The organism is Streptomyces sp. NPDC001507 (assembly GCF_042894765.1).
Taxonomy (GTDB): domain Bacteria; phylum Actinomycetota; class Actinomycetes; order Streptomycetales; family Streptomycetaceae; genus Streptomyces.
The window spans coordinates 313538-336964 of record NZ_JBIAVV010000006.1 but is presented as its reverse complement, the minus strand read 5'-3'; the positions used below and the strand labels follow the sequence as shown (position 1 = coordinate 336964).

Below are 23427 nucleotides of genomic sequence, written 5' to 3'. Positions count from 1 at the left end.
TCCTCGGTTCTGATGCTTCTATCAATTAAAACGGACATATATGGGCATGTGGGGTAATGTGTTGCAGGTCACAAGGGTTATGGATGCAGACCGGGCTTGATCGGGGCGGGTCTCCGCCGCTGGGCAGGGACGTTCCGCGACTGGGGTGACGACTGACCCGCCGTCCCTCGCGGTGCACGGTACCGAGCGGTCGACGAAGCGACTTCGGCCGGAGCTGCTTTGGCGCGAGTGATCATGGCTCCGTAAGCTTCCGGCGCGTCGGGCAGTCTGTGGACCTGCCTGGTAAGTACGACGTTGGGGCCATGATCTTCGAGGCTCGCGCCAAAGTGGCTAAGGCGGTCTGTCGTCGTTCCAGGGTGACGTCGTAGCCGAGGGCGCCGAGTTGGGCGAGGAGGCGTCGGCGGTGGCGTTCTTCGCCGAGGCGGGTGATGTAGTCGGGGCCGAGGTCCTGGTAGGGGACGTCGTTGGCGAGCATGTGGTAGGCGGACACGAGCATGCTGTGCGCGACCGCGACGATGGTGCGCTTCTCGCCGCGCCGGGGCCGCAGCCGGTGGTACTGGGCGGCGAGATAGGTGCCCTTGGTGCGGCCGACGGCAAGGGCGGCGATACCGAGTCCGGCCTTCAGCCACACGTTGCCGTGTCGGGTGGGAGCGCGCTTGCGCTTGCCGGCGGACTCCCGTTGCCGCTGATCTTCCCGGAATCGCGGGGCACCGGGGCCGACGCGCCGATGAGCGTCATGTCGCCGCCGGTGGCGGCCAGGAACTCGGCGCCAAGGGTGATGCCCAGACCGGGCCTGCTGGTGATCACGCCGAAAGCTCGGTGGTCGCGAAACCTGGCCTCGATGTCCTTGTCGAGTTCGGCGACCTGCTGGTTGAGCTCTATCACCTCCCTCGCGAGCGTATGCACCAGCTGAGCGGCCGGCTTCTCGCCGGGCAGGCTGATGTGCTGTTGTTCAGCGGCCTCGATGGCGATCTGGGCGATCCGGTCCGGGTGCACGACATGGCGGTTGCGCAGCCAGGTTTCCGGCCGGTTGGCGCCGATACGGCGGATGGCGGCGGGGGTCTGGTAGCCGGTCAGCAAGGTGAGCGGGCCGGTGTTGGTCAGGTCCAAGGCGTGACAGCAGCCGCTCGTAAGGTCACCCAGCGCCCCCTGCACGACCTCGGCTGAGAGCCTCGACGACAGACAGCTCAGGGTCCCGGCGTCCAGAAGGACGCCGGGACCCTGCGTGCTCACACCGGATGGCTACTTCATGGCTGCCAGGGCCCCGTCGACGCCCGCGGTGGGGGAGCCGAGGCCGGTGACGGTGTCGTAGCCGGGGCCGGCTGTGCACTCCGCGCCGCATCGGCCGTTGGAGCCGGCGGTGATGTCTCGCAGGTAGGTGCTGCCGAGCGCGTAGACATCGGTGTGCGCCGTGTCGCCGTCCGGACCGTCGGAAGCCAGGTGCGGCTTGCCGGCGGTGGCCCGGAGCTGGTCGGCCGAGGCGATGATCGCACCCCAGATCGGGGCGGACAGGCTGGTGCCGCCCACCTTGAACCACACGGAGTGGGAGGCGCCGCCGTACGTCATCGTCAGGTAGACCGGCACGCCGGTGGCGGGGTCGGCCACGAAGCTGACGTCCGGTGTGGCCCTGAGTGGCGAGGGCTGCACGCCGTCCTGGTAGGCCGGGCGCGGCTCGAAGTAGCTCAGGCCGCCGCCGGTGGACCTCCACGCCGTCTCGTCGATGGTGTTGCCGTCGGCGTCCAGTCGGAGGTTGGTGCCGCCGATGGCCAGGGCGTAGGGGTTGGTGGCGGAGTAGCTGCCGGGGTAGCCGAAGTCTCCGGTGGACTGGACGCAGACCGAGTCGGCCAGCTTGCAGTGGCCGTCGTAGAAGGCCTCCTCGGAGAACTCGCCGGCGCCCCAGCTGTTGCTGACCGCGGCCGGGTGCAGCGCCGCGGCCGCGTCTTGGGCCCGGGACAGCGCTGCCATGGTCGGATCCTTGGCCTCGACCAGGACGATCTTGGCGTGCGGGGCCGCCGAGTGCGCCCACTCGATGTCCAGCGCCGCCTCCTCGTTCCAGCCGGTGTCCACGTCCGGCTGGGTACCGTCCGCGTAGACCTGCTGGAAGTCGAAGCAGTCCTCTCCCGTGCCGGCCGTGTCGCAGGTCTGCGGCAGGTTGAAGTGCGCGGCGAAGTGGTTCAGGTCCGCCTTCGCCGTCGGGTAGTGGTACGCGTCGACGATCGCGATCGTCTGGCCCGTGCCGTCACCCTTGAGGCCCAGGCGTGCCTGGATCTGCTGCGGGGTGTAGCCGGGGGCGACCTCCTGGGCGTTGTCCTGGCCCGCGCTCAGCCTCTTGGCTGCCGGAGTCTTCGACTGGATCTCGATGGGGACCGAGGCGGTGCCGATCGGCATGCCGAGGTCCTTCAGCGGGCTCGCGCTGTGCATCCGGTCGCCGTTGAACTGACCCGCCTTGGCGGCGGTCTGCGGGGCCGCGGCCGACGTGTCGCCGTGCGGAGGAGTCGGAATCCGGGTGGGCTCGTCCTCGGAGAGCTTGTAGGTGGTCAGGCCATGCGGGAAGTAGTCGATGTCGTTGACGGCGTCACCGATCGACTGCGCCGCGATGTTCAGAGCCCGCCAGTCGAGCGCGAGACCGATCAGGTCGTCGCCGGGGCCGTCGCCCAGCGCCGCTGTTTTCACCTGGCTCGCCCCCAGGGCGAAGTCCGTCGCGCTCTCGCGGAGGAAGCCGTCGTTGTCCGCGAAGGGAGTGTCGTAGGACCACAGGTTCTGGTAGGCACCGACGAACGCCTCGGTTCCGCCGACGGATCTGGCGAACACTGCGGAGTGGAAGCCGAGGAAGGTGGGTACGTCGTAGGGCTCACCGCCGTTCGCCGGGTACACGAAGTCGTTGAACTCGCGCATCTCGACCAGGCCGGTCTTCTTGGACGCGACGAAGCCCTGCGAGGTTCCGGGGCTGTCGTAGTTCTTGATCACCGCGCCGGAGCGCGCATCGAGGATCTGGACCAGGTGGCTGTAGTTCCTGAAATCGCCGGTGTAGGCGAAGGCGACACCGTGCCCGCTGGCGCCCGGGATGTTCGGGTCGGCCAGGGCGGGGTTGGTCGGCACGATCGCGACGGCATCAGAGCCGGTCGGGGTCTCGGTCCAGTTCGGGATGCCGGTGGCGGCGTCCAGGCTGACCGCCGTCGGCGCCGGGTCGGTGGCCTGCGTGGGCAGGCCGATGCCGTGGTGTGTGCCGCCGTACTCGAAGAACAGGTGTCCGGCGCCGTCCGTGGTGACGCTGGAGAAGACCAGGCTCTTGCCCGCCGTACCCTTCGGCCGGTACGTCCACAGCATCTTGCCCTGCTCGCTGTACGCGGTCAGGCTGCTGCCCGGGACGACGATCTCGGATCCGCCGCGGCCGTCGCCCACGACCGTGAGCGAAGCGGCATAGCCGCCGGTGCGCACGTTCGCGCGCACCTCACCGCTGTGCGTGTCCAGTACGGCGAAGCCGTGGTCGGTCGCGGCCACCACCGAGGCGCCGGTGGCGTCCTTGCCGGGGTTCGGCAGGAGGCGCAGGGCGTGCACCGAGCTGTCGACGGTGGCCCGCCACAGAACGGTCGGCGCCGCCTTCTTCAGGGTTCTGCCGTCGAGGGCGAAGACACCGCGGCTCTGGCCGGCGACGACCAGGTCCTTGGTCCCGTCCCGGTTCACGTCCGTGGCGACGGCCGTGTACGGGTCGCCGGCCAGGGGCATGGCATGCGACGCACCGCTGTGGGGGTTGACCGTGTAGGCGGTGTCGTCATAGCCGACGGTGAGGAGTCCGCCCTGGTACTGGGTGAGCGTGTCGCCGGAGACGGCGCCGTCCTTTCGCCAGTCGAGTTGACCGCTCGCGGCCTTCAGTCCGATGAGCTGGGTGTGCTCGGGACCCGCGGGGGTGGCGGCGGTGGCGGTCGTCGGGTCGGACAGCGAGGCGAACACCTCGCTGCCCTTCGCGTCAGAGGACAGCTCCATGGTCGGGGCGTTCGGCCCGCCGGTCGTGGAGGCCGTGGTGTACGACCAGAGGGTGTGGCCCTGAGCGTCCCAGCCGGAGACGGTGCTCTGACCGTCCGACAAGTCGGCGTCGATGCCGAGCTCCGCGACAGCGAACCGGGGCCGGCCGTCCTTCGCGTCCGGCAGGACGTGGAAGGCCTCCGGCACGGTGCCCTCACGAGAGGCGAGCACCGCACGCTCGCCGCTGTGCGCGTCGATCGCGGTCAGGTCCCAGCGCACCTTGTCGAACGGGTCGTTCTGCTCGACCACCAGAACACGGTCCGCGCCCGGATCCTTCACCAGCATGCGCGGGTAGCCGGGAGTCTTGGTGTGCGCCATGACGCTGCCGTCGGAGGTCTCGAGCACCAGCACGTTGCCGTCCGCCGGGCGCGGGCTTCCCAGGTCCATCGGGGTGTCGGACCACGACGCGGCGATCCGGCCGCTTCCCATCGACGTCAGATCGCCCCAGTACGCCCAGGGCGCGTGCGTCGAGTAGGTCCAGTCGGCGGTTCCGGTGAGCTTGCCGTCACCGGCGTGGCCGAAGCTGTAGGCGGTCAGATTGCTGCGGCTGTCGCCCTGTTCGGCCACCGGATCGCCGCCCCAGTCCGGGCCGACCGTGTTGGCGACGATCAGCTTGCCGTCCTGGAACAGCATGGTGCCGACGTAGCCGGGAACCAGCTTGCTCCACGCCGTCTTCCCGCTACGGCCGTCCAGGACGGTGACGAAGGTGCCGTAGTCCACCTTCGAACCGGGTGAGGAGAACGGCCGGAACGGCCAGTCGCCCACCGCGTAGGCGACGGCGACGTCCTGGACACCGTCGCCGTTGAAGTCGCCCGTCACATACGGCTGCTTGCCGGCGGCCGACATCTGGTACGGGTTGTAGCCGGCATAGAGGTTCGGCAGATACGGGTACGGCTGGAACCAGTTGTCCGGAGTGACCTGCCAGTCCTTGTACAAGGAGGTGGCTCCGCGGCTCCACACCTGCTTGCCCTGGGCGTCGTACCGGGCGACGGTGCCGCCGCTGAAGACGCCCACCCAGTCTTTGGTGCCGCCGAGCGCCAGGCTCTCGGCGAAGCCACGGGCTGTCTCCCACCGACCGGTCCGCTGGAAACCCGGGGCGACGGACGAGGACGGGGTGTCCGTGTGCTCGCCCGGGCCGGCCATCACGCTCGGCTTCGTGCCCGGCAGCACCGGGGCGGCAGCCGCGGGCCCCTCCTGGGCGGCGACCTGCCCGGGCGTGCCGTCGATCCGGGGTTCGTACCGCCTGCTGAGCCTCTCGATCGCGGCGGCGGTCAGCCGGACGCTCTTCGCACCCTGCTGAGGGACCGCCTGAGCCGACGGTGTGACCAGCAGGCCGGCGGCGAGCCCCAGCACGGTGGCGACCATGCCGGAGCGTATGCCCTTTCCACACATTCTCAAGTGACCACGCGCCTCTCGGGTGGGAGCAGGGCGGTTGTGTCGAAGAAGCACTGGTGAACCGCCCTGCAGGGGATGCCGGTACTGTTCCAGCGCACCCGGCTCACCGGGAGACGAACGGCTGGCCGATACCGGTCAGCAGCCGGTAGCGGCCAGGCGCCGCCTCGGCCGGGACATACATGAGGAGGCGAACCTGTGCTGGAGTCCCTGGGTCTGGACGATGCGACCGAGCGCACCTACCGCCATCTGCTGGCTTCGCCGCCACTGACCGCGACCGAAATGGCCAAGCATCAGTCCTGCGGCACGGCACAGGCCCGCCGCATGCTCGACGACCTGGTCGCGACGGGCCTCGCGGTCCCCTCGGCGGGACGACCCACCCGCTACGCCCCGCTGGATCCGCGCATCGGCCTGGCCGCTCTGATCCGCGCCCGCCGTCTGGAGCTGGAGCGCGCGGAGGCCGCGCTGGACGCCTACGGCGCCGAGTTCAACGAGCGCAAACTGAGCTCCGACCCGAGTCGGCTGGTGGAGATCATCGAGGGGCCGACAGCGATCAACGACTGGCTGACCGAGCTGATGGCGGGCGCCGAGCACGAGGTACTGTGCTTCGACACCCCGCCCTACCTCACGGCTGACGCGAGTGCGTTGCAGTTCGAGGAGGACCTGCTGGCCCGGGGCGTGCGGGCGCGGGCTGTCTATTCGAGCCAGGTGCTGGCCGTCCCCGAGCGCGCGGAACTGCTCCAGCACCTCGTGTCACTCGGAGAGCAGGCCCGGGTGTTGCCCCATGTGCCGTTGAAGCTGCTGGTCTTCGACCGCCGCGATGCCCTGGTTCCGCTCACCGCGGGCGCGGACGGCCTGCGCACCACGGCCGCCCTGGTCCACCGGTCACCGTTGTGCGACGCACTGGTCGACCTCTTCGAGGCGAGTTGGCAGCAGGCCACGCCCGTCTTCGGCAGCGAGGCCCGGGAGACGGACGACCATCCCGACCTCAGCGAGGCGGAGCGTGCTCTGCTCCACTTGCTCCACGCCGGACTGAAGGACGAGACCATAGCCCGCCAACTCGGCCTCAGCGAACGCACCCTGCGCCGCCGGATCACCGACCTGACCGTCCGCCTCGGGGCGACGAGCCGGTTCCAGGCGGGAGCGCAGGCCGTTCGCCGCGGGTGGCTCTGATCCCCGTCCGGGATGGTTGACAGCACCGGGAGCGCTCGGTAGACGGCGGCCAGGGCCTCGCACACGGCGGGTGCCGTCCTGCGGCCACCGCCGCAGACCTACGCGTGCACGGCGAGGTGCATGTCGCCGCCGTGATCTCCCCGCTCGGGAAGATCTTGGGAACCGAGCCCTTTCCGGCAACGACAGTCGGCTATCGGCAGTTCTTGTCTGGGCCCGCAAGCGGGGTACGGAGCGCCGGGCCGGTGTGGAGGGCACCGGCACCTTCGGCGCGGGCCTGTCCCGCTACCTGCTGGCCCAGCAGATTCAGGTCTTCGAAGTGAACCGGCCCGACCGCTCGGCCCGCCGGCTGCTGGGGAAGCCGGACCCGCTCGACGCTCAGGCCGCCGCGCGGGCCGTGCTCAGTGGCCGCGCCCGGGCCCGGGCCAAGTCCGGCGACGGTCCGGTGCACAGCGCCCGGATCTTCAAGCTCGTCAAGGACTCCGCGATCAAGGCCCGTACCCAGGCGATCAACCAGCTCAAAGCCGTCCTGGTCATCGCCGATCCCGCACTGCGGGAACGGCTGGCCGGCCTGGGCAACCGCGAGCTGTTCCGCACCTGCGCACGCCTCGGGCCAGGCGACGGTGAGGACGGCGAGAACGCGGTGGCCCAGGCCACCCACATGACCCTGAGAATGCTCGTGGAGCGTATCGAACAGCTCACCGGGCAGAACAATGAGCTGAACCAACGCCTGACCCAGCTCGTCGAACACCACGCCCCGCAGCTACTCGTACCGGTGGGCATCGGCCCGGACAGCGCAGTCACCCTGCTGATCACCATGGGAGACAACCCCGAGCGGCTGAACACCGAGGCATCCTTTGCTGCCCTTTGCGGAGTCAGCCCAGTCGAGTATTCGTCAGGTCGTCGGAGCACGCGCCGGCTCAACTACGGCGGCGACCGCCAGGCCAACGCGCCCTGCACCGTACCGTGTTCACCCGGCTGCGCCATGACCCCCGCACCCAGGCGTACCACGAACGCCGCACCCAGGAGGGCAAGGCCAGGCGCGAGATGGTCCGAAGCCTCAAGCGATACGCAGCCGGCGAGGCCTTCCACCTGGTCGGACCTGTGCAGTCGCAACCCCCGTCATAGGGGCAGTCGTGAGACGTGAGAGGGTCTGGGGCGTGAGTGAGACACCCCCGAACACCCTGCAATACCGCTTTGACGGGCCAGAAGACGCTCCGGTCCTGATCCTGGGTCCCTCACTGGGTACCACCTGGCACATGTCGTAGAAGCCGTCCAGGACCGTCCATCCATTCCCGTGCGGGCATATATGTTCGGTTTCGAGATCCTGTGCCGATAGGGTGTCCACGGGGTTTGTGACTCCCCCCGTGACAGCTGGCAGCGTGACGAAGCCCCCGTCGGCTGGTGGTGTTTTGGTCTGGCTCGGCGGCATGGCTGGCGCGATGGTGGATATCGCGCGCGCAGAGCCGACGTACTGGATGCGGGCCTCTTCTGTGGCGGCTTCCCGGTGGACGCGCCTGTGGTGTGCCGCTTCGATTTCGGCAACGCGCCTTTGCTCGGAGGTTGCGCTGGCGGGCGTGATCTCCTGGGTGGTCTCCGCAGGCTGGTCTTGGGTGGAGTGTTCGACGGTGTCGTCCGTTCGCCGGCTGGGTGTGGCTGGCGGCTGCCGCGGGCGGGCCCGCGCTGCTCCTGTCGGAGTCGGCGCGGGCCCTGGTTCGGCGGTGGGTCAGTGCAGCGCGCTGACTTCGGTCGCCGAGAGTGTGCGTGGGTAGACGTGGACGTCGGCGACGGAGCCGGGGAAGGCGAGGTAGGGGGTGGAGGCGGAGGCGCTGTTGATGCAGCCGCCGATGGTGAGGGGCATGGAGGAGTCGTACTAGGGGCTGACGTTGGTGGCGGTCCGGATGAGGGTGCCGTTTTGGTAGAGGGCCATGTTGCCGGTGGTGCATCCCGGGACTGGTGCCCGGGAGGTGGCGACGAGGTGGGTCAAGGTGCTGCCGTCATCACGGCAACGGCTAGGGGACGTCGACGTAGTCGGTGACCCGGGCGCTTCTGAGGTAGTGGTCTCCGGTCTCTCGGCTGAGCGCGAGGGCCCAGGTGCCGTCCTGCTTGGCGGCCGCCATGCCGATGAGGTGACCCTTCTTGTCGGTGTCCAGCTCGCAGACGTAGTGGTAGGTGCGGGACATGGACGGTCGGTTGCGTGCCGCAGCTCCGCCATGTCCGCCGTCTTCGTCGCAGGTCCGTGGCGCGAGCCGATTTTCACGAGAGCGGGCACTGCCGGCTCTGTCAGGACCACGTGACAGTCGAACAGGCAGTGCTTGGTCCGCTCGGCCCGCAGCATAGCGAGCGCAGGGGTGGACCGGGAACCTGACCCCGGTCCACCCCTGTCTGGGTAGACCTGCCTACTTACACGGCCTGAGAATGCCAGCCCGCATGAAATGGACCGCGCTAGTTACGGGAATCCGGGTTTCGACAAGTCAAGACACTGTCGCTGACTCATCGATTGGTCGGCTTCGGAGATGTTGAACTTATCGCGAGTGTCATCTCTGGTAGACATCTTCAGGCAGCCGTGGAATGCGACTTTTCCGGCGGTCGAGGGACTGGCGATGAAGCAAGCGGCGCCCGGGTCATCGGCTGGCAGCCAGTCCCCGCCCATGAGGACGGAACTGTGCGGCTTTATGTCGAAAGCTCCCGGAAAGGCGGGGCGATTTTGGGAGCAAGCCGCCACTCGCACCTCGCGATCCGTGTCATTCACCACTCTGAATCCTGAGTCATCTTTCGAGAACAGGATGACCCAGCCACCGAAGCCCAGAAACGCCACGATGGGTGTGACCGCCAGAGCGATGATTATTCCGTTTCTCTTCATGCGACGCGTTCACCACGACCAATCCAGGCGCCGATGATGGTGCCGATCCTTGTACAGTCCCGGCAGCCAGACGTTCCCTTTGCCCTTCCCGTGCAGCGGATTGAGGAAGCCGTTCTGGTGTTCATCCCACGCGTCCTCTTTCCCTGCGTAGCCGGTCCGGCGCTTCATCCAGTCCACTGCAGCGTCGCCTGCGATGCCTTCTCCCTGTGCGATCCAACCATATGGATGCAGTGGCAGTGCCCACCTGCTGTACCTGCTGCGGTTGAACCGGTAGCCGGCGTAGTAGTACGCGTAGGGCACGACGGCGACCACTCTCAGGGACTGGTATATCCAGCGATGGTGCCAGCAGAAGAAGCACCTGCCGTCGAGGTCGAACTTGTTGATCGGATCCTGGTAGACGTAGTCGTAGGCGTTTGCTGAGCCGCCAGGGACGGGGTCGACGGACAGGAAGCGTCCGGTGGTGGGGTCGTAGAGGCGGACTCCCATGAGGGTGGCGCCGGTGACCGTTTCACTGGAGCGCTGCTTGCCAGCGAGCCAGCCGTAGCGGGTGGCGGTAGTACTGCTTTCGGGGTTGCCGAACTCGTCGTAGGACTGGGCGGTGGGCGAGACGCTCGTGTCGAGCGGGAGCTGAACGGTGGCGTCGCCGTGGATGTCGGTCAGCTGGAGGACGACGCCGCCGGTGGCGCTCGTGACGGCTCCTAGGTCCCCGCGGATGTCCTGGACGTTACGAGTGATGGTGGAGCTGGTCTCCTGGGTCCAGTCGGGGCTGTCGGTGTTGGAGCCGTAGTGGTTGGTCTTGGATCCGGTCTGGGTCCAGGTACCGTCGGTGCCCTGGGTGTCGGTGGTCCAGGCGGCTAGGCGGTGGGCCGCGTCCAGGGTCCAGGTCTGCCGGCTGGTGCCGGAGGTCTGCTGGTGGACGAGGTCGTTGGTGTAGTAGCCAAGGGTGGCGCCGGATGCTTGGGTGGTGGTACGGCCGAAAGCGTCGTAGACCGTTCCGGTGGTGGTCAGCCTGTCGGCGCTGTCGTAGGAGTACGACGTGCTGGTGGCGCCGGTCGAGGTGCAGGCCGCGCCGACGTCGCTGACCGAGGTCGCGAGGGCGGTGCGGTTGGTGTTGGCGTCGAAGGTGAAGTCGCGGCGGGTGCAGGCTCCGTCCGGGTCGGTGTCGTCCGCTCTGGTGAGGCGTCCGGCAGCGTCGTAGGTGTAACTGCGCGCCCGGGTCTGGCCAGCGGTGTCCGTGTCGTCGACGATCTGTCCCTGGACGCTTTCGTCCGTGGTGTCGGAGGCGACGACGCTGCCGTCGCTGTCCTGGGTGTAGACGCGGGAGGTCTCGGCGCCGGTCTCGTCCTGGCCGATAGTCAGCGTGTAGCCGCCGGGCAGGGACTCGGTGGTCAGGTCGCCGTCGGCGTCGTAGGTGGCGGCGAAGGTGCCGGCGACCGAGTCGGTGCGGGTGGTCTCAAGTCCCCGCGGGTCCTTGGCGGTGTCGTAGGTGTAGGTGGTGGTGGACGGGGCGGAGTCGGTGGTCTTCACCACGCGGCCGAGCGCGTCGTACTGCGTGGCGGCGGTGTTGCCCGCGCCGTCGCTGTAGGAGATCTCCCGTCCGAGCTGGTCGTAGGTGTGGGTGATGGTCTGCCCGTTGGAGGTGACCGTAGCTACGTCGCCGCTGTCGGCGTCGTATGTGGTGGTGGTGTCCGGCACTGCCGTGCCCACGCCTCCGCTGACGGACACGGTCTTGATGCGCCCCGCGCTGTCGTAGGTGTTGGCGGTGATCCGGGTGACCGAGTTCGCGGTCTCCGTGACCTTGGCGGTGTTGCCCCACCGGTCGTATTCGGTGGTCTTGGTGGGCAGTTGGGTGGGGTTGGCTCCGCCGCCGGTGATCGCAGCGGCTGGGCCGGTGGAGCAGACCAGGTCGGCCCACTCCGGCTTGCCGTTGCAGGCGCCGGTGCCGGTGGCCGAGTAGTACGTGGTCACCGTTGCCCCGGCGTCCGTGCCGGACGACTTGGGCAGGGTCGTCTTGGTGACCCGGCCCTGCGCGTCGTACGACGTCGTGGTCTTCAGCGCCAGACCGGACGGATCGGTGGTGGTGGCCGTGGGCAGGCCCTTGACCCAGTCGAACTCGGTCTTCGTGGTCCGCACGTCCGCGTCCGACGGGTAGCCGTCCACGTAGGCACCCACCTGGGTGGTGGTGACCTGGTTGGCGACGGTGGCCGTGCCGTCGGTCGGACGGCCCTCGTCGTAGGTGTTGACCGTGTGCTGCCGGGCCGGCCACGGGGTGCCCGCGGGCAGGTCCGTGCCGCCGCTACCGGCCTTGAGCGCGGAGGTGAGGGTCACCTCGTGGAGCGGGCCGTACTCCTCGGTCTCCCGCAGGCCGTCGCTGGAGTAGTACGAGCGGGTGGCGAGCAGCTCGGCGCGGTCGGCGGAGGTCATCTGGTCGATGTTCAGCGCCACTTGCTCGGCCTGGCTGGCACCGCTGGTGGCGAGGGCCAGTTCGCGGTTGCCGGCGGTCAGCTGACGCACCGTGTTGCCGAAGCTGTCATACCCGGTGGTGGTGATGTGCCCGCCCGGCGTGGCGGTGTTCACCTCCCGGCCGGAGGCGTCGGTGTAGGTGACGGTCGCCCGCTTGTAGTCGGACGCCGCCAGGTCACTGCCTGTGTTGGATGTCGGTACGAAGTCGGCCGAGGAGGCGGCGGCTGGGAAGACGGCGGTCGCGTCCGTGGGGACGTCCGTCTGTCCCCAGTTTCCGACGTCCGAGGTGCCCATCGCGTTGGGCGCCTTGGTCCCGGTGAGAGGTACGTCGTAGACGACGCTGGTGACGGCGTTGGTGCCGTCGGTGGTGCTCTTGCTGCCGGCGGTCAGGTTCGGGCGGGACGCCGAGAACAGCATGCCCGTGCCGGCGGTGGCCGCGTTGCCGGCTGTGCCGTAGGCGAACGTCCACGGCAGCTCGCCCGGCGGGGTGAGCGTCGTGACGCGTCCGGAACTGTCGTAGGCGTACGTGGTCTTCAGCGCGGTGCTGTTACGCGGGTCCCACTGCTCGCGGAGCCGGCCGGAGGTGTCGTAGGCGTACTGGGAGACGGCCGTGGCGGTGGTGGTGCTGTCACCAGGTGTGACGGCCCAGAGCTTGATCTGCTGGACCTGACCGGTGTAGTTGCCGAACGCCGAACTGGTGGCCGTGGTCGAGGTGGCGTAGACATACTGCAGAACCCGGCAGCCGGTGGTGTCGCTGGCGTTGGTGAACCAGTCCTGGCCGGCGGCGATAGCGGTGTCGATCGCGATCTGGCACTTGTCGGCCGCGACCGCCGAGGTGGGGGAGATGAGGTACTTCGGGCGGGCCAGCGTGCTGCCCGAGGAGGGCTTTTCCGAGACCACGGTGGTAGTGGAGTTGGCGGTCGGCAGGGAGGTGCTGGCGACCTGCCAGGTCGTGGCCGCCGAGTCCACCTTCGTGAACGTGGTGGTGGTGCCCTGGTCGTCCTTGAGGGTGAAGGAGCCGGTCACCGACCCGGTCAGGGTCAGGTCCTCCGAGCCGGGCTCGGGCTTCCAGCCGCCGGAGTTGGTGGCGGTGAACCCGGTCTCGTTGCCGTCGGCGTCCACCAGCGCGAGGGAGGTCGGGGAGGCCGGGGAGGTCGCGGAGGTCTCGCGGAGGTAGGCCCAGTCGGAGTCGGTGATTTTCGCGGTGGTGCCGGAGGTCCACTGCGGGCCGAAGATGGCCACCTGGCCCTCGGCGTCGGACCCAGCGGTTGGGCGGCGCGAGGACGCGGTCCGCGACACCGTCAGGCCGAAGGCGGAGGCGTCGGTGCCGGACAGGGTGTAGTCACCGGTCAGCGCGTTCACCGAGCCGGGGCCGACCTGGGCGCTCGGGGCGGTGCCGGCGTTGCGGTCCACGGTGATGGTGTGCGGCTGCGAGTAGACAGTGGTGGTGCCGTCGGTGAAGGCCGCCCGGATGTCGATGGCACCGTCCTGGGACAGGGAGTCGGTGATGTTCCACGTCAGCGCCGCGGGTGATCCGGCCGACATGGCGAGCGGCCAGGCCGAGACCGCGGAGCCGTCGGAGGACTTCGTGACGTTCGTGGCGGGGACACTGGTCCAGGTGTCGGTTTCTCCGCGCCGGTACTGGTAGGTGACACCTGTGTAGATGCTCTTGCCGGTCGAGGTCAGGCTGACCCTGCGGGCGGCGCTGTCGCCGTCGCGAGGGGTGAGCAGACCGACGCCGCCTCCGACGCCGAAGTCGTACTCCGTCGCCGTTGAGGAAACGTTTCCTCCGGAGTCGACGGTCTTGGCGTACAGCTTGTGCCAGTCCTCACCCGGCTTGATCGTGATCGTCAGCGGGTCACCGCCGTTGCCGTCGGTGGTGTCGTAGACACGGCCCGGCACCGACGAGTCGTCCAGGCCCCAGTAGTAGCCCATACCGTCGGACGAGGACGTGTCCAGGGTGCAGATGGCACCGCTGTCGGCCTTCGCCGTCCAGGTCTGCCCGGCGTACGGATCGCAGGAGATCGTCGGGGCGGCGGGCTTGGCGACGTTCGGCACGAAGTAGATGTAGGACGACCACGAGCCGTAGTCCGTGCCGTCGTACCCGCGCACCCGCATCCGCAGGTGAGACGCGGCCAGCTGGCTCGCGGACGGGATGGCCAGCGTCGCGGTGCTGCCGGAGGCCACCGAGGACGAGGTGCCGGTGTAAGAGTACGAGGTCTCACCGCTGTACGACGGGTCGTTGGTGATCTCGAACTGCGCCTTGACCGTGGAGCCGTCCGCGTCCGTCACCTTCGCCGACACCGTCGGCGTGTACGTCGTCACATACCGCTTGCCGCTGTACGCGTTCACCGAACTCGGCGAGATCGCCAGCGAACTCGTCGTCGCGTACGAGTTGTAGGTCACCGCCAGCTTCGGCGCGTACCCGGAGGTGGTGTAGTTCGCCGACCGGAAACGCCGCCAAGTGGTCGAGTCCGTCTCATCCGCGCCGCGGATCTGCAGGCCGTAGTTGGTGGAGCCGTCCGCCCACGCCTGCGTGATCGTCTGCAGGTTCCAGTTCGACCAGTTCGCCGCACAGCCGGTGTAGCCCCAGTGGCCGGTGTTGGAGGCCATGCCCGTCGTCGTGGTCGACGGCTGCGCACCCCACGTGATCGACGAGGAAGACCAGGTGGAGGTGATCCGCTTCGCCACCGTGGCCGCACCGGAGGTGGAGCACGTCGCCGAGTAGTAGTTGTACAGCGACATCGTCGCCGACGTGATGTGCTTACCGGCGAACTTCGACACGTCGAACTTCAGATACGAGCGCGCGGTGTCCGTACCGCCGTCATAGGTGCCCGACTTCAGCTCCTGCGAGGAGACCTGCGAGTCGGGGTAGTCCGGGTTCTGCACCCAGGTGTCCGTGGTCACCGCGAGGGTGGAGGTCGGGTCCACGGTCACCGGATAGGTCGCGGTGGCCAGGAAGTCCTGGTCCGGAGTGAGGACCAGTGCCTGCGAACCGTCCGACGCCGTCTCGACCTTCGTCGCCACCTGCTCCTGGTGCGCGGACTCGCCGGACGCCTCGTCCTTGCTCGCGTCCCACATCATCGGTGCCGGCGCCTCGGCCACCAGGTCACCGTCGCCGTTCTTCAGCAGCAGGTGCCCGGAGTCGGCCTGGGACAACTTCAGCCCGTCCAGCTTGAGGGGAATCCGGTAGGAGACCGCATCGCCGGGCTGCTGGGTCAGCTTGATGTTCTCCGAGAAACCCTGGGCCAGCGCCGTGACGGACAAGGTCTGGCCACTGCCTAGATCGTAGGAGGCAGTGCTGTCCTTGACGGTCGGGGTCGGGAGCTTGTCCTCCCAGCCGAGCCCGAAGGACTCCTTGTCCTTGGTCACCGACGCCAGCTGTGTGTTACCGCCGTCGGAAACGGCCACGTCGGCCGCCGCCACGGCGGGCGTGAGGTCGGAGCCGGTGTCGGACAGGGACGTGTCGATGTCCTTCCAAGTCCCGTCCTGCTTCACCCGCACCGGACCGGCGTACGCCTCCGTCTCCAGCTCACCGCTGGGCAGCGCATACGTCGTCGAATCCGTCGCCCGAGCGGACAACACCTCGATCTTGCGGTCCTGCACACGCGCCATCAGTACCGCCGACGCCTCGTCCTGCGCCTCCGCAGGACCGGACGCCTTGATGGCGTCCGACTGGGCGGACTCCACCGTCGCAGCGGATGCCGGCGTGGCGAATGCGGCACCAGTGCCCTGCGACACCAGCGCGGCCTCGGCCGCGAACAGCATCACCACACCGATAGCGATCTGCCGTAGCCGTCGCGCCTGGCGCGACCCGCCCCTACTCGATCTGTCATAGGCCACAGGTCTGTGACGCACGATCAGCTCCCTCCCTGACACTCCGCGAAGCGGAGCCAACAGAAACGAACTGATCTTCACTGAAGGTTCGCAGTACACCACGAGCGTCACGGGAGATGCTGAAGTCAAACCCTTGAAATCACCAAAGATCCACCAAGGAAAGACGGGGGTGCTCAGCCATGATTTTCCTGATTGAAGGCTTTTTGCGCCCCTACGTTCGCTTGTACTGGATGCCGCGAGGCCGCAAAGGGTTCCCCTGGCCGATTCAAAATTTTCCCAAGACGTGAAAGAAAAAGTGGATCAATCGGTAAGGATTTAATAAAAGTGCCAACGGATCGCCTCCTTGCCCTTACCTGGCGTAACGAACAACTCCAGGGCCTATCAGATTTGATGTCGCATAGGGGGGCTGATCTGCTTTGGCGGACATCCGAGATCAGGGATTCTGCCCCGGGAGGATGTCCATCATGGAGAGCATGGGGAAGAAGAAGCCTCGGCCTCGCCGTTCGTTCACGCCGGAGTTCAAGGCCGAGATCGTCGAGCTGTGCCGGCGCGGTGACCGCTCGGTGGGCCAGGTCGCCCCAAGGACTTCGACCTGACCGAGACCGCGGTACGGCTGTGGGTCAGCCAGGCCGAGGTCGACGCGGGCGAGCGTGACGGGCTAACCACCAGCGAACGCGAGGAGCAACTACAGGACTTGTGGACAGTCCCGTTTACCAGGAGAGAGTTCGAGGCCGTGCGATGGTCGACATGGGCAGCCGGTAAGGCGGCCCGCATGGCTGTCCGTCAATGCCGGTCATGAGTGGACGGAGAGTCAACTCATTGTCAGCCCGTCCAGGCCGGGTTGAGCGCCGGTTCGGACGAAGCCGTGCGGCAGTGATCGGATCATGCCGTTGTGCCGGGGCCAGTGGGACGGTTGCGCAGTGCCGTCCCGGACGGGGGTCTGACTCATGAGATCTATGACCGAAGTGTCCAGTCACGGACGTGTCGACCGTCGTCGCGGGATGGCGACTGCCGGTACCGAGCCACAGGGCGTGTCCCTATAGGGGCCTTGCCGATTTTCAGGCGTCATCACGGTTCAGACCGCCCGAGCAGGCCGGTGCCATCCAACCAGCACGTCACCACGCGGGAGGCGAACCACCATGACGACCCGACAATGCAGCACCTCCTCCAGCACGGATCCTCCCGTTCGGCGCGAGGTCGTCCTGGGTGTGGACACGCACGGCGAGGTTCACGTCGCCGCCGTGGTCTCCCCACTGGGGAAGGTCCTGGGCACCGAGTCCTTTCCGGCCACGGCGGCCGGCTACCGCCGGCTGCTCGTCTGGGCCCGCAAGCTGGGGACGGTGCGCCGGGCCGGTGTGGAGGGCACCGGTACCTTCGGCGCGGGCCTGTCCCGATACCTGCTGGCCCAGCAGATCCAGGTGTACGAGGTGAACCGGCCCGACCGCACGGCCCGCCGGCTGCTGGGGAAGTCGGACCCGCTCGATGCGCAGGCTGCTGCGCGGGCCGTGCTCAGCGGTCGCGCCAATGCCCGCGCCAAAACCGGTGACGGTCCCGTGCACAGCGCCCGGATGTTCAAGCTCGCGAAGGACTCCGCGGTCAAGGCCCGCACCCAGGCGATCAACCAGCTCAAAGCCGTTTTGGTCATAGCCGACCCGGCCCTGCGGGAACGACTGTCCAGCCTGGGCAACCGCGAGCTGTTCCGCACCTGCGCGCGCCTCAGCCCGCACGACGGCGAAGATGGTGGGGGAGATGAAAACGCCGTGGCCGAGGCCACCCGCATCACCCTGAGCCTGCTGGCCCAGCGCATCGAGCAGCTCACCGTACAGATCGATGAGCTCAATCAGCGCCTGACCCGGCTCGTGGAACGCCACGCCCCGCAGCTACTCGCCCCGGTGGGCATCGGCCCGGACAGCGCCGTCACGCTCCTGATCACCATGGGAGACAACCCCGAGCGGCTGAACACCGAGGCATCCTTTGCTGCGCTTTGCGGAGTCAGCCCCGTCGAGTATTCGTCCGGCCGTCGGAGCACGCGCCGGCTCAACCACGGCGGCGACCGGCAGGCCAACGCCGCCCTGCACCGCATCGTGTTCACCCGCCTGCGCCACGACCCCCGAACCCAGGCGTACTACGAACGCCGCACCCAGGAAGGCAAGACCCGGCGCGAGATCATCCGATGCCTCAAGCGGTATGTCGCCCGCGAGGTCTTTAACCTGGTCAGACCGGTTTCCCGCGCCCCCGCGTTATAGGGGCGTCCGTGAGGTCGCCGAATTCGAAGGTGGCATGGTGTCGACCGCTGGAGATGTGCCGCATGGAATCGTCCTTGTGCGTATGTGGTTGCTCGGTGGGGGATTTGCTTTCGAGTAGTTTGTCTGTATAGATCGCCGTGGCAAAGGCAGCAAGTCCTGTGGCGACGAGAGCCAGGAGGCCGCGGCGCGATTTTGCCTCTCAGAGGACGTTCGTGTCATCTATGGGTAGATTTGGGATAGTTGGGCCGCGTCAGGATTCGCCTTGTACAGGTAGAACGAGCAATATGTCCCTTCAGGTGAAGCGCGCCTGATCTCGCGCTCCACCCCAGTTCCTACCGATAGCTCCTGTCCGGTTCGAAGACGTCCATGAAGTTGGCTTTTGCCTCGCCCGATCGAGCGATACGCCCGGTTGGGAACCTCGTGCATGAGTATTCCCATGACCTCTTCGCAGCAGCGCCAGCCGTACCTGAGTGATCTGTCCGATGCCCGCTGGTCGTTGATGGAACCGACCTTGACAGCCTGGCGGGCCGAGCGCCAGAAGACCTCGCTCAACCTCGGCGGCAAGGTCACTGACCTGCGGGAAGTCATGAACGCGATCCTCTTCCTGAACCGGACCGGCGTCCCCTGGCGCTACCTGCCCCATGACTTCCCGCCGCACACCACCGTGTTCGGCTACTTCAGCGCCTGGACCGCCGACGGCACCATCGAAAAGCTCGGTCTCCACCTCCACCGCATGGTCCGTGAGCAGGCAGGACGCACCGCCGAGCCCACCGCCTGCGTGATCGACGCCCAGAGCGTCAAGACCGCCCCCAGCGTGCCCACCGATACCCAGGGCACCGACGCCGGGAAGAAGATCGTAGGCCGCAAACGCAGCATCGTCGTCGACACCCTCGGCCTGTTACTGCTGGTCATGGTGACGGCCGCCAGCGTCTCCGACAACGAGGCCGGCAAACAGCTCCTCACCCGGATCGCCGCCGACCACCCCACGATCACCAAGGCATGGGTCGACACCGGTTACAAGACCCAGGCCATCGAGCACGGCGCCACCCTCGGCATCGATGTCGACGTCGTCCCGAGGAACCCGCAGGTCAAGGGATTTCAGGTGATCGCCAGGCGCTGGGTAGTGGAGCGAAGTTTCGGGTGGATCATGTTGCACCGCCGCCTCGCCCGGGACTACGAGACCAAACCCGTCCACTCCGAGAGCATGATCCGCCTCGCGATGATCTCCAACCTTGCGCGACGAGCAACCGGTGAAACACCCATAACCTGGCACAATCCATGAACTATCCCGTCTTCAAACGGAACGTCCTCTCAGGGACTGTCCTTCGGCTGCGTGCTGACGGTGTTGCGCAGCGTGCCTAGTGCGGTGATCGCGCATTCGACGACGTCGCCGGGGGTGAGGAAGCGCGGCGGGCTGAAGCCGAGGCCGACGCCCGCGGGGGTGCCGGTGGCGATGATGTCGCCACTGTGCAGGGTGATTCCCGCGGAGATGGTGCTGATGAGTTCCGGGATGTCGAAGATGAGGTCGGCGACGGATGCCTTCTGGCGGGGCTCGCCGTTCACGGTGGAGGAGACCACGAGCCGTGTGGGATCACCGACTTCGTCGGCGGTGACCGCCCAGGGGCCCATCGGGGCGAAGGTGTCGAGGGACTTACCCAAGAGCCACTGCTGGTGGTCCCTTTGCAGATCCCGCGCGGTGACATCGTTGATGATCGTGTATCCCCACACGTGGTCCATCGCCTGATCGCGGTGGATGCCGCGCCCGCCGCGGCCGATGATGACGGCCAGCTCGGCCTCGTAGTCGAGTTCGGAGGTGACCGCGGGGTGGGGGTCGATGTCCTCATACGGTCCGATCACCGTGGAGGGGAGCTTGGAGAAGACGACCGGTACAGTCGGCAGCGCCCCGGGGCGTTCCGGCTGGTCGTAGCCGGAGCGGCCGAACTCCGCTATGTGGTCGCGGTAGTTCTTGCCGACCGCGAACAGGTTTCGACGTGGCTGCGGGATCGGTGCGAGCAGCCGGGGCGAGACCACGGCCGGCAGACCGGCGGCGGTGTCGATGACAGGTCGCAGGTTTTCCCAGTCGTCGATGACGTCGAGCAGGGTGCGGTTGCCGAGCACACTGCTCAGGTCGCGTACGTGTCCTTCGTCGTCGATTCGGCCGAGCGCGGCGCGCTCCGCGGCGGTGAACGTTACGAGTTTCATCAGCCGGGCTCCTTCCTCATGCTGTGGTTGGGCAGGGCGGCGGGCGATGTCTTGCTGCGGCGGCTCGGATGCGACTACTGCGCGGGCTGCGGACGCCAGGTGCCGTCGAGCGGTACGCCTGCCGCGGCGGCGATGCGGTCGCGGGACGCGATCAGCCGGGTCTTGAGCGTGGGCAGGTCGACGTCCAGCAGGGTTCCGTCTCGTTTGACCACGCGGCCGGCGACGAGCACGGTGTCGACCAGGCCGGGGTGGCCGGCGGAGACGATGGTGCCGGCCGGGTCGGTGACCGGGAACACGGTGATGTCATCGGTGCGCAGCAGGATGATGTCGGCGTCCTTGCCGGGGGTGAGGCTGCCGGTTCGGGCGTCGAGTCCGCAGGATGCGGCGGCGTCGATGGTGGTGAATTCCAGCAGGTCGCGGGAGTTCAGGCCGCCGTCCAGGCCGCGCTGCACCGCGAAGGCGGTGCGCATGGTGGAGAACATGTCGCCGCCGACCGAGGGGACGTCGTCGACGGACAGCGTCGGGCGCAGGCCGGCGGCCAGCGCACGGCCGGTCAGTGGGTTGCCGAAGCCCATCTTCAGCTCGACGTCCGGGCTGATGGACAGCCAGCTGCCCGCGTCGGCGAGCATGCGCAGTTCTTCGTCGCTGATGCCGTTGCCGTGCACGAACGTGGTGGTGTCCCGCAGCAGGCCGTGCGCGTACAGGTCGGCGATGGGGCGCTGGGTGCCGTCGGAGCCGGTGTGCAGGCTGGTGCGTAGGCCCAGTTCTTCGGCCAGCTTCAGCTCCCGGGCCAGGGCATCCATGCCGGTGTCCTCGGGGCCGCGCAGTCCCCACACCAGGCTGACCCGTTGGTCTCCGGCCAGGTCGGCGTGGACGCGGCGGATCGCGTCGTCCACGGAGTCGGCGGAGCCCCAGCCGGCGCCCAGGCAGAAGATGGACCGGGCCGGTACGTCGCGCAGTGCGGCGATGGCGGCGTCCTCGTGCTCCGGGCCCTGCGCGACGTGGTACCAGTCCAGCATCGTGGTCACACCGGAGTGCAGGGCCTCAAGGCGGCCGAGCAGGGTGCCCAGGTACACGTCTTCGGGCTGGTAGTGCGGCTTGACGGTGCCGTGCATGGCCACCGCCCACTCGGGGAACGTCCAGTCCGCGCCGGCACCGCGGAACGCGGTCTGCCAGCCGTGGCGGTGGTTGTCGACGAAGCCGGGCATGACGATCCGGTCGGACGCGTCGATCACCTCGGCATCCGGCGCGTCGATCCGCTCGGCTACATCGGTGATCTTTCCGTTCTCGATGAGCACGTCGCCGCGCCCAAGGTTGCCGATGGCCGGGTCCATGCTGACGACGACGCCGCCAGAGAGCAAGGTCTTCATGACAGGGGGTCCTTTGCTTCGGTGTTCACGCTCACCCGCGCCAGGCGGGCTGAGGCCGGGTGCAGGGACGCTCAGTGGTGCAGTGCGTCGGCCGCGGCGAGGGCGTCGGCGACCAGATCGTCGGTGTCCTCGGTGCCGGCCGCCAGTCGCACCAGGCCCGCCGGGACAGCGTCGGTGATCTGGTCGTCGCTGAGCATTCCGGCCCACATGGAGGCCGGGTGCACGGCAAGGGACTCGACACCGCCCAGGCTGGCCGAGCGGCGGGGGTAGCGCAGGTGGGACAGGAAGGCGTCGGCCATCTCGTATCCGCCGGTGAATTCGACGCTAAGCACTCCGCCGAATCCCGTCATCTGGTCGACGGCCAGCTTGTGCTGCGGGTGGGCCGCCAGGCCGGGGTAGTGCACGCGCGTCACAGCCGGGTGGCTGCTCAGTGCCTCGGCGAGGGCGAGGCCGTTGTCGTTGTGCCGCGGCACGCGCAGCGGCAGGGTGCGTATGCCGCGCAGCAGCAGCCAGGCGTCGATGGGGCCGAGGGTGGCACCGGTGAGCAGGCTGGTGTCCCAGATCCGGTCCAGGATCTCCGCCGGCCCGGCCAGCACCCCGGCGGAGACGTCGGAGTGGCCGTTGAGGTACTTCGTCGCGCTGTGCCAGACCACGTCGATGCCGAAGTCCGCCGGGCGCTGGTTCAGCGGGGTGGCGAACGTGTTGTCCGCCAGGGTCAGCACATCGTGGGCGCGGGCCAGGCCGGCGACGGCGCTCAGGTCGGTGATCTGCAGCAGCGGGTTGCTCGGTGTCTCCACCAGGATCAGCCGGGTCTTGGGAGTGAGGGCCTTCTCGAACTCCTCGGGGCTCGTCTGGTCGACCAGCGTGGTGGACACGCCCAGGCGCGGCAGCAGATTGAGCAGGACCGACGCGGTGCCGCCGTAGGTGGACTTCTGCCCGATGACATGGTCACCGGCGGACACCAGAGCGAGTACCGCCGTGGTGATCGCGGCCATGCCCGACGCGGTGACCATCGCGGCCTCGGTGCCCTCCAGCTCCGCGACCACGGCCGCGACCTGGGCGTGGTTGGGGTTGCCGAAACGGGTGTAGAAGTCGGCTCCCCGCGGTTCGACGGCGCCGGCGGCGAACGTGGCCGCGTCCTCGGCCGAGAACGCCGCCGTCTGGTAGATGGGCGGCGCGACAGCGCGGCTTGAGTGGATCTCACGGTCGGTGTGAACGGTGACGGTGCTCTTGCCTGGCATGGCGGCCCTTCCGGAATTCGACGCTATGTCCGTCCCCAGCATGACCGCCGGTGACGCCGACATGACCCGGTTGCCAGCAATCTTGGCAATATATTGCGCTCAAGTACGGCACTAATTTGTGCTACATGAGCCCATCAAGCAATATCCTGCTGTCATGGATGAAGTGGACCGGTCGATCCTGGCCGTACTCGAACGGGACGGCCGTATCAGCAACAACGAACTCGCCGCCCGCGTCGGACTGACGCCCTCACCGTGCCTGCGGCGCGTACGGCAGCTGGAGGAGACCGGGGTCATCCGCGGCTACCGGGCGCTGATCGACCCGGCGGCGGTCGGCCGCGGGCTGCGCGTCTTCGCAGGGGTGCGGCTGATGCGGCACACCCGCGCAGCCGTGGTCGCCTTCGAGGAACAGGTGATGGAGCTGCCGGAGGTGACCGCCTGCCACCACATCACCGGCAACTTCGACTACCTGCTGCAGGTGGAGGTCGCCGACCTGCCCGCCTACGAGGACTTCCACGCCAACCAGCTGGCCGCCCTGCCCGGCGTCGGCACGGTGAACAGCTTCGTCATCATGAAGACACTCGACACCGCATGACGACCCAGCTGCCCGCGGCCCGGGCGAC

16 protein-coding genes are annotated in these 23427 nt (G+C 68.0%); 6 read left to right on the top strand and 10 right to left on the bottom strand.

Features of this window, described 5'->3' with window-relative positions; genetic code table 11:
* Positions 1-232: 232 nt before the first annotated feature.
* The 3 genes from ACFY0K_RS21575 to ACFY0K_RS21565 form a co-directional block, all read right to left on the bottom strand.
* On the bottom strand, positions 233-631 hold the full coding sequence (locus ACFY0K_RS21575) for a hypothetical protein (RefSeq protein WP_390641163.1): 399 nt from the start codon (positions 629-631) through the stop codon (positions 233-235).
* Positions 622-1110 carry a hypothetical protein gene (locus tag ACFY0K_RS21570; RefSeq protein WP_390641162.1) on the bottom strand — a complete coding sequence of 163 codons (489 nt, stop codon included), beginning with the start codon at positions 1108-1110 and terminating at the stop codon, positions 622-624. The genes ACFY0K_RS21575 and ACFY0K_RS21570 overlap by 10 nt, the downstream gene beginning before the upstream one ends.
* 132 nt (positions 1111-1242) lie before the next feature.
* Entirely contained in the window at positions 1243-5388 is a 4146-nt protein-coding gene (locus ACFY0K_RS21565) for a hypothetical protein (protein ID WP_390641161.1), read from the bottom strand.
* 225 nt (positions 5389-5613) lie between these two features.
* On the opposite strand from ACFY0K_RS21565, the gene ACFY0K_RS21560 reads away from it, so the two are divergent.
* On the top strand, positions 5614-6588 hold the full coding sequence (locus ACFY0K_RS21560; RefSeq protein WP_390641160.1) for a helix-turn-helix domain-containing protein: 975 nt from the start codon (positions 5614-5616) through the stop codon (positions 6586-6588).
* Between the two features lie 70 nt (positions 6589-6658).
* Positions 6659-7732: a transposase gene (locus ACFY0K_RS21555; RefSeq protein WP_390641159.1), complete on the top strand. Its 1074-nt coding sequence runs from the start codon at positions 6659-6661 to the stop codon at positions 7730-7732.
* Between the two features lie 579 nt (positions 7733-8311).
* Here ACFY0K_RS21555 and ACFY0K_RS21550 read toward each other — a convergent pair.
* From ACFY0K_RS21550 to ACFY0K_RS21535, 4 genes are all read right to left on the bottom strand, one after another.
* Positions 8312-8446, bottom strand: a complete 135-nt coding sequence (locus tag ACFY0K_RS21550; RefSeq protein WP_390641158.1) for a hypothetical protein — start codon at positions 8444-8446, stop codon at positions 8312-8314.
* A 151-nt stretch (positions 8447-8597) separates the two neighbouring features.
* Positions 8598-8768 carry a hypothetical protein gene (locus ACFY0K_RS21545; protein WP_351958784.1) on the bottom strand — a complete coding sequence of 57 codons (171 nt, stop codon included), beginning with the start codon at positions 8766-8768 and terminating at the stop codon, positions 8598-8600.
* A gap of 266 nt (positions 8769-9034) precedes the next feature.
* Positions 9035-9448, bottom strand: a complete 414-nt coding sequence (locus ACFY0K_RS21540; RefSeq protein WP_390641157.1) for a hypothetical protein — start codon at positions 9446-9448, stop codon at positions 9035-9037.
* Positions 9449-9457: 9 nt separating this feature from the next.
* Positions 9458-15679: a DNRLRE domain-containing protein gene (locus ACFY0K_RS21535; RefSeq protein WP_390641156.1), complete on the bottom strand. Its 6222-nt coding sequence runs from the start codon at positions 15677-15679 to the stop codon at positions 9458-9460.
* 533 nt (positions 15680-16212) lie between these two features.
* Here ACFY0K_RS21535 and ACFY0K_RS21530 point away from each other — a divergent pair.
* From ACFY0K_RS21530 to ACFY0K_RS21520, 3 genes are all read left to right on the top strand, one after another.
* Positions 16213-16344, top strand: a complete 132-nt coding sequence (locus ACFY0K_RS21530; protein ID WP_390641155.1) for a transposase — start codon at positions 16213-16215, stop codon at positions 16342-16344.
* Between the two features lie 612 nt (positions 16345-16956).
* A complete protein-coding gene (locus tag ACFY0K_RS21525) occupies positions 16957-17994 on the top strand; it encodes an IS110 family transposase (protein WP_390641154.1) in 1038 nt (345 codons plus the stop codon).
* 436 nt (positions 17995-18430) lie between these two features.
* Positions 18431-19276 (top strand): IS5 family transposase, encoded by an 846-nt coding sequence (locus tag ACFY0K_RS21520; protein WP_390641153.1) that lies wholly within the window; start codon positions 18431-18433, stop codon positions 19274-19276.
* 29 nt (positions 19277-19305) lie between these two features.
* Here ACFY0K_RS21520 and ACFY0K_RS21515 read toward each other — a convergent pair whose 3' ends face one another.
* The 3 genes from ACFY0K_RS21515 to ACFY0K_RS21505 form a co-directional block, all read right to left on the bottom strand.
* Complete coding sequence (locus tag ACFY0K_RS21515) at positions 19306-20196, bottom strand: fumarylacetoacetate hydrolase family protein (RefSeq protein ID WP_390641152.1); 891 nt, start codon at positions 20194-20196, stop codon at positions 19306-19308.
* Between the two features lie 74 nt (positions 20197-20270).
* The gene (locus tag ACFY0K_RS21510; RefSeq protein ID WP_390641151.1) at positions 20271-21566 is read right to left on the bottom strand and encodes an amidohydrolase family protein; all 1296 of its coding nucleotides are present in this window, start codon (positions 21564-21566) and stop codon (positions 20271-20273) included.
* Positions 21567-21637: 71 nt separating this feature from the next.
* Positions 21638-22807 (bottom strand): trans-sulfuration enzyme family protein, encoded by a 1170-nt coding sequence (locus ACFY0K_RS21505; RefSeq protein ID WP_390641150.1) that lies wholly within the window; start codon positions 22805-22807, stop codon positions 21638-21640.
* Between the two features lie 154 nt (positions 22808-22961).
* Here ACFY0K_RS21505 and ACFY0K_RS21500 point away from each other — a divergent pair, with 154 nt between their 5' ends.
* On the top strand, positions 22962-23399 hold the full coding sequence (locus ACFY0K_RS21500; protein ID WP_390641149.1) for an Lrp/AsnC family transcriptional regulator: 438 nt from the start codon (positions 22962-22964) through the stop codon (positions 23397-23399).
* Positions 23400-23427: the final 28 nt, after the last annotated feature.